The 12,067-nt window shown below is 34.8% G+C and carries 10 protein-coding genes; all 10 read right to left on the reverse strand.

Annotated features, from left to right (window positions below; genetic code table 11):
* Nucleotides 1-3: 3 nt before the first annotated feature.
* Nucleotides 4-390: a Mini-ribonuclease 3 gene (locus tag ACP3TL_RS09980; RefSeq protein ID WP_069817716.1), complete on the reverse strand. Its 387-nt coding sequence runs from the start codon at nucleotides 388-390 to the stop codon at nucleotides 4-6.
* 1 nt (nucleotide 391) lies between these two features.
* Nucleotides 392-1,792, reverse strand: a complete 1,401-nt coding sequence (gene cysS, locus ACP3TL_RS09985; protein ID WP_069833290.1) for a cysteine--tRNA ligase — start codon at nucleotides 1,790-1,792, stop codon at nucleotides 392-394.
* On the reverse strand, nucleotides 1,776-2,417 hold the full coding sequence (gene cysE, locus ACP3TL_RS09990) for a serine O-acetyltransferase (protein ID WP_069833298.1): 642 nt from the start codon (nucleotides 2,415-2,417) through the stop codon (nucleotides 1,776-1,778). The genes cysS and cysE overlap by 17 nt, the downstream gene beginning before the upstream one ends.
* A 346-nt stretch (nucleotides 2,418-2,763) precedes the next feature.
* Nucleotides 2,764-4,221 carry a glutamate--tRNA ligase gene (gltX, locus tag ACP3TL_RS09995; protein ID WP_285336751.1) on the reverse strand — a complete coding sequence of 486 codons (1,458 nt, stop codon included), beginning with the start codon at nucleotides 4,219-4,221 and terminating at the stop codon, nucleotides 2,764-2,766.
* A gap of 438 nt (nucleotides 4,222-4,659) precedes the next feature.
* Entirely contained in the window at nucleotides 4,660-5,718 is a 1,059-nt protein-coding gene (locus ACP3TL_RS10000; RefSeq protein WP_277575882.1) for a PIN/TRAM domain-containing protein, read from the reverse strand.
* Nucleotides 5,719-5,790: 72 nt separating this feature from the next.
* Nucleotides 5,791-7,167: a DNA repair protein RadA gene (gene radA, locus ACP3TL_RS10005; RefSeq protein WP_285326002.1), complete on the reverse strand. Its 1,377-nt coding sequence runs from the start codon at nucleotides 7,165-7,167 to the stop codon at nucleotides 5,791-5,793.
* Nucleotides 7,168-7,513: 346 nt separating this feature from the next.
* The gene (locus ACP3TL_RS10010; RefSeq protein ID WP_069833293.1) at nucleotides 7,514-9,976 is read right to left on the reverse strand and encodes an ATP-dependent Clp protease ATP-binding subunit; all 2,463 of its coding nucleotides are present in this window, start codon (nucleotides 9,974-9,976) and stop codon (nucleotides 7,514-7,516) included.
* Between the two features lie 11 nt (nucleotides 9,977-9,987).
* Complete coding sequence (locus ACP3TL_RS10015; protein WP_285326270.1) at nucleotides 9,988-10,998, reverse strand: protein arginine kinase; 1,011 nt, start codon at nucleotides 10,996-10,998, stop codon at nucleotides 9,988-9,990.
* Entirely contained in the window at nucleotides 10,991-11,542 is a 552-nt protein-coding gene (locus tag ACP3TL_RS10020) for a UvrB/UvrC motif-containing protein (RefSeq protein WP_002511349.1), read from the reverse strand. The genes ACP3TL_RS10015 and ACP3TL_RS10020 overlap by 8 nt, the downstream gene beginning before the upstream one ends.
* A gap of 16 nt (nucleotides 11,543-11,558) precedes the next feature.
* Complete coding sequence (locus ACP3TL_RS10025; RefSeq protein ID WP_002508589.1) at nucleotides 11,559-12,020, reverse strand: CtsR family transcriptional regulator; 462 nt, start codon at nucleotides 12,018-12,020, stop codon at nucleotides 11,559-11,561.
* Between the last annotated feature and the right edge of the window lie 47 nt (nucleotides 12,021-12,067).

Raw genomic sequence — 12,067 nt, forward strand, 5'->3', positions numbered from 1 at the left:
CCACTACCTTTCATCTACATTTTTCACGATACATTCTAACAATGATGTTAAACGTTCATGTTCTTTTTCCAGGTATAAAAAACCAATGATGGCTTCTAGCCCTGAACTTTTACGATACGTTTGTATATCTGTATTCTTCGCTTTAGTATAACTTTTAGCATTTCTACCACGACGAACAATATCTTGTTCACTTTCAGTAAACCAATTGTTTTCCATTAAAAACTCAAGTGTTTCTGCCTGACTCTTAGCAGATACATAGCGTTTTGCTTCTTGGTGTAACCGGTTAGGTTTAGCTTTCAATTTCAACACGATATATGCTCTTACGTGTTGATCTAAAACAGCATCGCCCATATATGCCAACGTCAAAGGATTCAATAATTTATTATCCATATTAGCCACGTTTAAATCTCACACCCTGCGCAGTATCTTCTAAAATAATATTTTGTGCTTTTAAGTCATCACGAATTTCGTCTGCACGCGCAAAGTCTTTATTTTGTCTCGCCTTGTTTCTTTCTTCTATTAACGCTTCGACTTGTTCATCTAAAAGCATGTCGCTCTCTTTACTTTTAAGTGGCACACCTAGCACGTCGCTGAAAGCTTTATACACTTCTTTAAAACGTTCAATTACTGTTGTAGAAGTTGTATTTTCTAAGATGTATTTATTTGCTAGTTTTGCTAAATCATACCAAGCAGTAATTGCATTAGCTGTATTAAAATCATCATTCATAACTGTTTCAAATTGTTTTAAAATATCATCAATTGCTTCTATATATGCAGATTGATCGTCAATATTAGTCGCAATCGCTTCACGTTCTTCAATCGCTTGGTAGCTGTTACGCACACGCTCTAACCCACTCTTAGCTGCTTCAACAAGTTCAACATTATAATTAATCGGGCTTCTATAATGTACACTAATCATGAAGAAACGTAATACATCAGGGTCAATTTGTTTTATAATATCGTGAACAAGCACGAAATTGCCTAAGGATTTACTCATTTTTTCATTATCAATATTGATAAATCCATTATGCATCCAATAGTTAGCGAAAGGCGCATGGTTATGTGCTTCTGATTGTGCAATTTCATTCTCATGGTGAGGAAATTGTAAATCTGTGCCACCTGCGTGAATATCAATTGTTGCCCCTAGTTCATGATATGCCATTACAGAACATTCAATATGCCAACCTGGTCTACCTTTACCAAATGGACTATCCCAGCTTATTTCTTCTGGTTTCGCTTGTTTCCATAATGTGAAATCCAGTGCATCTTCTTTTTGTTCACCTTGTTCTATGCGAGCGCCTACTTTCAAATCATTCAATGATTGATGACTTAATTTACCGTAGTCTTTAAATTTACGTGTTCTAAAGTATACATCGCCGCCACTTTCATAAGCATTGCCTTGATCTACAAGTTCTTTAATAAACTTAATAATATCGTCCATATGGTTCATAACACGTGGATTAGATGTTGCTTTTTTAACGTTTAGCGCACCTACATCTTCGTAAAAGGCATCGATATAACGATCCGCTATCGTTTCTACAGATTCACCTAATTCTTTAGAACGCTTAATTAATTTATCGTCAACGTCAGTAAAGTTCGACACATATACGACTTCGTATCCTTGATATTCGAAATATCTTCTTACCACATCGTAATTAATTGCAGGTCTTGCATTACCAATATGAATATAATTATATACTGTTGGTCCACAAACGTACATTTTAACCTTACCTGGTTCAATAGGCTCAAACGTCTCTTTCTGACGTGTTAACGTATTATATAATGTAATCATCTTGTATCTCTCCATTTCTTGTTTTCTCAAGTTGTTTCTCTAATTCTTTTAATTGTTCATAAACAGGATCTGGTAAGTTACGGTGGTCGAACGTTTTACCAGTACGTCTGCCATCTTGCTTAACAATATGACCTGGTATACCTACGACTGTTGAATAACTTGGTACAGAATTTAATACAACTGAGTTTGCTCCTATGTTCACATTTGAATCAATTTTAATATCGCCTAGTACTTTAGCACCTGCAGCTATTAATACATTATCCCCTATATCAGGGTGACGTTTACCTCGTTCTTTACCAGTACCGCCCAATGTAACGCCTTGATAAATCGTGACATTATTTCCTATATTACATGTTTCACCAATTACGACACCCATACCGTGGTCAATAAATAAACGTTTACCTATTTTAGCCCCTGGGTGTATTTCAATACCTGTGAAAAAACGCGCAACTTGCGAAATCAATCTTGCTAATATATATTTCTTCTTTTTATATAGCTCATGCGCGATCAAATGACTCCATACTGCATGTATGCCAGCATAAGAAGTGACAACTTCCAATGTAGTACGCGCGGCTGGGTCTTGTTCAAACACCATGTTCACATCATCTTTTATTCTTTTCAATATCTTAAACAAGGTTGCTACCTCCTTATTAAAAAAGCACCTCTAACAGACTTGTTAGAGGTGCTTTGCACGGTTCCACTCTTATTTTTAAATATAAGTTGATTATCTTAACCATAAGTAGGGTTAAAAATCTAAAAGCAACTTATCTTCACTCATTAAAGTTTATTTAGTTCATTAACACAAAGGTGCATTCAGCAATTTCAGTGATGTGCTCACAGCAACCGCACACTCTCTTTACACATTTCATCGCTTACTAATCCTCTGGCTATTTCAATTTTAATAATAGGTGGTTCGATGTAATTTTTCAAGTATTTCCACCTTGAGACAATATCATCGTACGCAACCTTATTTATTTAACGTATTTTTTTAAACGTAATAACACTTTTTCTTTACCTAATACTTCAATTGTATTTGGTAATTCTGGTCCATGCATTTGGCCTGTTACAGCAACACGAATTGGCATGAATAGTTGTTTACCTTTAATACCAGTTTCTTTTTGAACTTCTTTGATTGTTTTTTTAATTTCTGCCGCTTCAAATGGTTCAAGTGCTTCTAATTTTCCATATAAGTGGTTCATTAGTTCTGGTACTTGTTCACCTTCGATGATTTCTTGTTCATCATCACCTAAAATTTGTTCGTCACGGAAGAATAGCTCAGATAAAGGAACGATTTCTCCGGCATAACTCATTTCTTTTTGATAAAGTGCAACAAGTTTACGACCCCATTCCAAATCTGCTTCGTTTGGATTTTCAGGAAGTAATTCTGCTTTGATTAGATGCGGTAAAGCTAATTCGAATACTGTTTCAGTATCTTTTTGTTTCATGTATTGGTTATTCACCCACGCTAATTTTTGTTTGTCGAAAAATGCAGGTGATTTAGATAAACGTTTTTCATCGAAGATTTTAATAAATTCTTCTTTAGAATAAACTTCTTCTTCACCTTCTGGCGACCAACCTAACAATGTAATAAAGTTAAATAATGCTTCTGGTAAATAACCTAAATCACGATATTGTTCGATGAATTGTAGGATTTGTCCGTCGCGTTTACTTAATTTTTTACGTTCTTCGTTAACAATAAGTGACATATGCGCGAATCTAGGCGCTTCCCAACCAAACGTTTCATAAATCATTAATTGTTTTGGTGTATTAGAAATATGATCATCGCCGCGAATAACATCTGAGATTTCCATATAGTGATCATCAATAGCTACTGCAAAATTGTACGTAGGTACACCATCTTTTTTAACAATAACCCAGTCACCCATATTATCTGATTCAAATGAAATTTCACCTTTAACCATATCTTCAAAAGTGAACGTCGTGTCTTGAGGTACACGGAAACGAATAGCAGGTTGACGACCTTCTGCTTCGAATTGTTGACGTTCTTCTTCAGTTAAGTGTGCATGTTTTCCACCATAACGTGGCATTTCTCCACGTTTGATTTGTTGTTCACGTTCAGCTTCAAGTTCCTCTTCAGTCATATAACATTTATACGCTTTGTCTTCATCTAATAATTGCTGAATAAGCGGATTATAGATTTCTCCACGTTCTGATTGGCGATAAGGACCATAACCTTTATCTTTATCGACAGATTCATCCCAATCGATACCTAACCATTTTAAATTATCAAATTGTGAAGATTCGCCATCAGTTAGATTACGTTTACTGTCCGTATCTTCTATACGAATTACAAAATCTCCATCATAATGTTTAGCAAATAAATAGTTGAATAATGCAGTTCTTGCATTACCGATATGCAAATAACCTGTTGGACTTGGGGCATATCTAGCTCTTACACGATCACTCATTATGTTCACTCCCGTTTTTAATATTAATTAGTAATGTTTTTGGCGTTTTATGTTTTATCACTTGTTACACTCACACATACACACATCAAAAAAACTGAACGTGTATCGACTTAACTTTATGTCGTTAACAATAATAATGACGCTCAGCCATTAATAAGTTTGTTATTCTACGCTTATTAATAATACCATAGCTTATAATTTTTAAAAGTATCACTATCCAAAAAACTGTGTACTTTCACACACTTGTAATTCCTTTATAGTAATACAATTTCGCTATCTATTGTAGCACTTTAAAGCTTAATATGAAATCACAGTGCTTAAATTCAAAGTGATGAGTACACAAATTTTATAAAAATAATATTCAAATATCAAAAAAGGTTTCATGTGAAACTGTAACAATTTTAGCTACATTTCCATATAAAACCTTTAGCAATTTATTTAATTAATCTTTTTGGCAAAAATAATTCTTCCTGATGATGTTTGTAATAAACTGATTACTTCTAAATCAATATATTCACCGATGTGTTTTTTGGCATTGTCTACAACGACCATTGTCCCATCATCTAAGTATCCAACTGCTTGTCCAGATTCTTTACCCATTTTAGTAAGTAATAAGTTTAAACGGTCACCTTGATGTACTGAAGGTTTAATCGCTTCGGATAAATCATTAACATTTAGCGCTTGAATACCCTGTACATGGCATACTTTATTGAGGTTGAAATCTGTAGTAATAATATGTGCTCTATAGTGTTGTGCTAACTTAATTAACATTGCATCAATATCACTATGAGACTTCGTCGGATGTATAATACGCGTTGGATGATCAGTATCATATAGTGAATTCAAAATATCTAATCCTCGTTGGCCCTTTTCACGTTTCACACTGTCGTTTGCATCAGCAACAACTTGTAACTCATTGATGACACCTTGAGGTATGAGTATTTCGCCATCTATAAAACCACACTCTATAATATCTAAAATGCGACCATCTATGATTGCGCTTGTATCAATAATTTTTGGTACTGCGTTACGTGCGTTGATAGACATCGAGCGTGCCATATTTTCCGGGAAGAACAATAACATTTCATCACGTTTGCGTAAGCCAAATTGAAAACCGAAATAACCTAAAATAATTGTAACAATGATTGGCACAAAATGGTTCAACACATTATTACCTATTATTTGAAAAATAAATGATATCATAACAGAAATAACTAAACCTATCATCAGTCCAATTGTAGCAAACAAAATTTCTACAGCACTTTGACGCATTATTGTTTGTTCTAATTCTTTCAACGTTAATGTTGCTTTTTTAATAAACCAACCAAAAATTAAAAAGAAAATAACAATACCAAGAAGTCCATTAAAATAATTATTCGTTAATAACATATACTTACTTAATCCAGTATCCACAGCAATTTCTGGAATAAGATATACGCCTAAACTAGCGCCTAAAATAATATAACACAAAATAACAATGATTCTTATTACGTTCAAGTTCTAACACCCCTTTCTCTAGAAAGTTATACAGATTAAATATTTTTTATCTGTATATTTTTGGAATTTAATTTAATGTTTTGTCAAAGCATATTTTAAGGCTTCATGAACACTTTTCACACCAATGACTTTAATATCACTAGGGATTTGCCATCCACCAATATTGGATTCTGGGATGATAATACGTTTAAATCCGAGTTTCTCTGCTTCCTGCACACGTTGTTCTATACGAGATACACGTCTCACTTCTCCAGTCAGACCAACTTCTCCAATAAAGCAATCTAAACCATCTACCGTTAGATCTTTAAAGCTTGAAGCAGTTGCCACAATGATACCTAAATCAACAGCAGGTTCCGTTAATCTTACACCACCTGCAACTTTAATATACGCATCTTGTTGTTGAAGTAAATAATTTTCTTTTTTCTCCAATACTGCCATCAACAAACTCAAACGGTTGTGATCAATACCCGTTGCCATCCGTCTAGGATTATTAAAAGTAGTTGGCGTAACAAGGGCTTGAACCTCTATAAGTAATGGTCTCGTGCCTTCCATTGTAGAGACGATAGTCGAGCCAGGCACATTTGTCGAACGTTCCTCTAAAAACATCTCGGATGGGTTTTTAACACCTTTCAATCCGCTTTGTTTCATTTCAAAAATACCCATTTCATTTGTAGAACCAAAACGGTTTTTCACCGCTCTCAAAATACGATATGCATGGTGTTCGTCACCTTCGAAATAAAGTACTGTATCTACCATATGTTCTAGTAAACGTGGGCCTGCGATTTGTCCTTCTTTCGTTACATGTCCCACGATAAATGTTGCAATATTCATTTGTTTAGCGATGTTCATTAAGCTTTGTGTACTTTCTCTTACTTGAGACACTGAGCCTGGTGCTGAACTAATTTCCGGATGAAATATCGTTTGAATCGAGTCAACTACAAGTAAATCAGGTTTTAATTGTTTTACTGTCTCGTGGATAACTTCTAAATCAGTTTCTGCAAATACATTGAGTTCGCTTGAATCTTCATCCAATCTTTCAGCTCTTAGCTTAGTTTGATTTAATGATTCTTCCCCTGTTATGTATAAGACATTATGTGATTGTGATAGTGCCGCACATATTTGTAATAGTAATGTTGATTTTCCTATACCAGGATCTCCACCAATCAATACGAGAGAACCATTGACGATACCTCCACCGAGCACACGATTAAATTCCTCTGACTTGGTTGTAACACGTGGTGTCGTCTCTTGTTTAATTTCGTTTAACTTCTGTACTTTTGAAACATTGTCGCGGTCACGACTGCGCACGCCATGTTTTGGACTTGCCGCCTTTTGCTCAACAATTTCTTCCATTTGGTTCCAGCCACCACAATTCGGGCATTTACCCATCCATTTTGCGGACTGATAGCCACATGCCATACATTCAAAAACAACTTTCTTCTTGGCCACGATTGCACCTCCATCTTTCATTGAACAAATCTATTTTATACCTCAACCTGTTTAAAAACAAATTTTAATCTTATCTAACTTACTACAACCTTTACGGTTGGTTTTTTTACACTTGCGTATAATCATACTTTAATCTAGCTGCGTTTATATAAAAGTTGTTTTTATAAAATACCATGCATAGATATATACTGCCAATAATATTATAAATTTATCGAATGAAAATGATATTCTAGTTTTTTAAGGATGCTTTAAATTTTCTATTATTAAACAAAAAGCACCTCTCAAATGCGAACGAGCACATTTGAGAGGTACTATAATCTATAAAAACTCACTTGTAGTGATTAACTTATGATTCTGTTGTTTCTTTATCTTTCTTTTTTTCTTTTCTATCTTGAATATTATATTTATATTCTTTACCGTCATGATCAATTTCGACTTTTTTACCTTCAATTTGGTTACCGTCTAAAATTAATTCACTTAAATTATCTTCTACTGTTTTTTGAATTGCACGAATTAATGGTCTAGCACCATACTCTGGATCGTAGCCTTCTTCAGCAATTTTTTCTTTTGCCGCATCTGTAACTTCGATATTGATATCTTGTTCAGATAAACGATTTGTTAGTTTGTTAATCATCATTGTTACAATTTCTTTCAATTCTTCTTTAGAAAGTTTGTGGAATACAATAATGTCATCAACACGGTTTAAGAATTCTGGACGGAAAGCATTTTTCAATTCTTTCATCATTGTATTACGAATTGTTTCGTAATCTTGGCCTTCTGATGCGCCACCGAAACCTGCAAAGCGTTGATCTTGTAATTCTTGCGCACCAACGTTTGATGTCATAATAATTACTGTATTACGGAAATCTACACGACGTCCTTTTGTATCTGTAAGATGTCCATCATCAAGCACTTGTAATAAGATGTTAAATACATCTGGGTGTGCTTTTTCAATTTCATCAAATAAGATAACAGAATAAGGTTTACGTCTTACTTTTTCAGTCAATTGCCCACCATCATCATGACCTACATAACCTGGAGGCGCACCAACTAGACGACTGACTGCATGTTTTTCCATAAATTCACTCATATCCACACGAATCATTGCGTCATCTTCACCAAACATAGACTCTGCTAAAGCACGAGCTAATTCAGTTTTACCTACACCTGTAGGACCTAAGAAGATAAAGCTACCGATAGGACGTTTAGGATCTTTCAATCCAGCTCTCGCACGTCTAACCGCTTTACTGATAGACGTTACAGCAGCTTTTTGTCCAATCACTCTGTTATGAAGTGTATCTTCTAAGTTTAATAAACGGTCTGATTCTGTTTCATTAATTTTCGTTAATGGAATTCCAGTCCAGCCAGCGATAACTTCTCCGATATCTTCTTCTGATAAAGCAGTATTGTCGCCATTTTGCGCGTTCTTCCAATTATTATTAGCTTCTTCGTATTGTTTTTCTAATTTCGTTTGTTTATCACGAAGATTTGCTGCATTTTCGAATTCTTGTGAATGTACCGCAGCATCTTTTTCATTTTTAACTTGCTCAATTTCTTGTTCTAATTCTTTCAAGTTCGGTGGTGTTGTATGACTTCTAAGTCTAACTTTAGAACTTGCTTCATCAATTAAGTCGATTGCTTTATCAGGTAAGAAACGATCTGAAATATAACGGTGACTTAAAGTAGCAGCTGAGATTACCGCTTCATCTGAAATATTAATACGGTGATGCGCTTCATAACGATCACGTAATCCTTTTAAGATTTCAATCGTATCTTCAACTGTTGGTTCGTCAACTTGAACTGGTTGGAAACGACGTTCAAGTGCTGCATCTTTTTCAATGTTTTTACGATATTCATCTAATGTCGTTGCACCGATACATTGTAGTTCTCCTCGTGCAAGTGCAGGTTTCAAGATGTTTGATGCGTCAATAGCACCTTCAGCACCGCCTGCGCCTACTAATGTGTGTAATTCATCGATGAATAGTATAACGTCACCTGCTTGATGAATTTCTTCCATTACTTTTTTCAAACGCTCTTCAAATTCGCCTCGATATTTCGTACCAGCTACAACTGTTCCCATATCAAGTGACATTACGCGTTTATTTTTAAGCGTTTCAGGTACTTCATTTTTAATAATCGCTTGAGCTAAGCCTTCTGCAATTGCAGTTTTACCAACACCTGGTTCACCAATAAGTACTGGGTTATTTTTAGTACGACGACTTAAAACTTCAATGACTCTTGTAATTTCTTTGTCTCTACCAATAACTGGGTCTAGTGTGCCATCTTTTGCAATAACTGTTAAGTCACGTGCAAGGCTATCTAAAGTTGGTGTGTTATTAGATTTATTAGCTTGTGCATTTTTATTACTTAACTCTGGACTACCTAACGCTTTAACAACTTGTGCACGTGCTTTAGTTATATTTAAGTCTAAGTTTGCAAACACACGTGCTGCTACACCTTCATTTTCTCTAATTAAACCAAGTAAAATGTGTTCTGTTCCCACAAAATTATGGTGTAATTTTCTCGCTTCATCCATTGATAATTCAATGACTTTTTTCGCACGAGGTGTATAGTGTAAAGCGCCCATCTGTTCTTGACCATGGCCGATTAATTTTTCTACTTCTTCTACTACTTTTTCTTCAGTAATTTCAAATGATTCTAATACTTTAGCTGCAATACCTTCAGGTTCTTTCATCAAACCTAAAAGTAAATGTTCTGTTCCAATATTTGAATGATTTAAGCGAATTGCTTCTTCTTGAGCATGTGCTAATACACGCTGTGCACGTTCTGTCAGTCTACCAAATAGCATAGCATGACCTCCTAATTTATATGTTCTCTTAATATATCTGCTCTTTTTTCATTTACTACTCTGTCATCTTCATCATCTAATAAGAATGGCGATTGTATTGCTACCATTAACTCATTAAATTTGAAGTTTTCTAGTTCAATATAGCCTAAATCAATACCGAGTTTCACTTCACTTAATCTCAGTGATGCTTCCTCCATAGATATCAGTCTACTATATTTTAATATTCCTAACGAACGATATACTCGGTCCAATGTTTCAATGTGATTGTGACGGTTCATACGTTCGCGAATTTGCATTTCTTCATTAATGATTTGTTGTACAACTTCAGTTAAACTTTCAATGATTTCTTCTTCCGTTTTTCCCAAAGTCAGTTGATTTGAAATTTGATAAATATGACCATAAACTTGCGAACTTTCACCAAATATTCCTCTTATCGTAAAACCAAATCTGTTAATCGTTTGAGCGACGCGATTCATACGCTTCATAATTGTTAAACCTGGTAAATGTAGCATCACGCTCGCACGCATGCCAGTACCAATATTTGTCGGACAAGTTGTTAAATAACCTAAGGTTTCATCAAAACTTACATCCAACTCACTATCAAGTGTATCATCTATAGTAGAAGCATTCTCGTACAATGTTTGCAGTGATAAATCATTTCCCATAGCTTGAATTCGAATATGATCCTCTTCATTCACCATGATACTCAATGATTCATCCTCATTTAATAACACTGCTGAGGCAGGTTGTCTGATTAATTCAGGACTTATGAGATGTTTCGCAACGAGTTTATATTTGCTTTGCTGATCCATAGTATCTAAGCGCTGCATAAACAAGTCGGGAAGCGCATCCTGTACCTCATTAATCACCCTGTAACCATCCTGCTCTGACGGAAACATTAATGGATGGACATGATTTTCTAAGTTTCTAGCCAATCGGATTCTTGAAGACATCACGACAGGACTTTCTTCTTTATCGCGCATCCATTCACTCATGTATGCACTAATATCATTATCACTCATCATGTTTCACCTCGCCATCGTCTTTCAGTGCTTTAATTTCGTCACGAACAATTGCAGCTTCTTCAAAATTCTGATCTTCAATAAGCTGATTTAAATATGAATTTTTTTCTTCAATTTGTTTTTTAAGCGCTAATTTTCTATGCGAAGATCGAGGTGTTTTTCCTGTGTGTTCAATTTGACCACCTTGCACACGACGCACAATGTCGACAATGTCATCTTTAAAAGTTGCATAGCAGTTTGCACAACCAAATTTACCAACATGTGCAATATCTTTTAACGTCATATGACAAGTAGGACATCTTTTTTCTTCTTTAAAAGCAATTTCATCAAAATCAATACCATGTTTAGCTGCTAAGTGCTGTAAAATTTGTTTTACAACAAATGCACCTTCAATATCATCTTGGGATTGTAACTGTTGGTTTTGTGTCCAAGGATTGCCACCCTGAGCACATGTCGAACAAACCCATTTTTCATTTACACCATCTTGTCCTTTTACTGCTAATTTAACTTCTGCTTCGTTTAAATGACAATTTTCGCATAGCACGACTAAACACCTCGCTTTAGTAATAATTTATTACAGGTAATAAACGTTTGATAATATTAGCCCGTATAATATCTCTCGATAATACATCCATTTTCAGTGTTTCTCTATCAATAACAGCATAAATCATTTTTGCTTCACGTTCATTGATATATTTTTTATCTAATAAACCATCTATGATGTAATACGCTTGTTGCTGAGAAATAGATGGTCCTATTAATTGAAGTAAGTGATTAATGTAACCTGTTTCGTCTTTATTTTCAATTTTGGTGATTCGGATGTACCCACCACCACCTCTTTTACTTTCAATCTCATAACCATGTTCATTTGTAAAACGTGTTTTAATTACATAATTCAGTTGAGAAGGCACGCAGTCAAAGCGCTGTGCAATATTTGCACGTTGAAGTTCTACAACGTCTTTATTGGTGTCTTCAAATAATTTCTTAATGTACTGTTCTATGATGTCAGACATATTGTGCATGATTATCACCTCTTTTGACCTTCTTTGACTATATTATATGACCAACT

Origin of the sequence: Staphylococcus caseorum (assembly GCF_049943195.1) — a bacterium.
Lineage (GTDB): Bacteria > Bacillota > Bacilli > Staphylococcales > Staphylococcaceae > Staphylococcus > Staphylococcus equorum_A.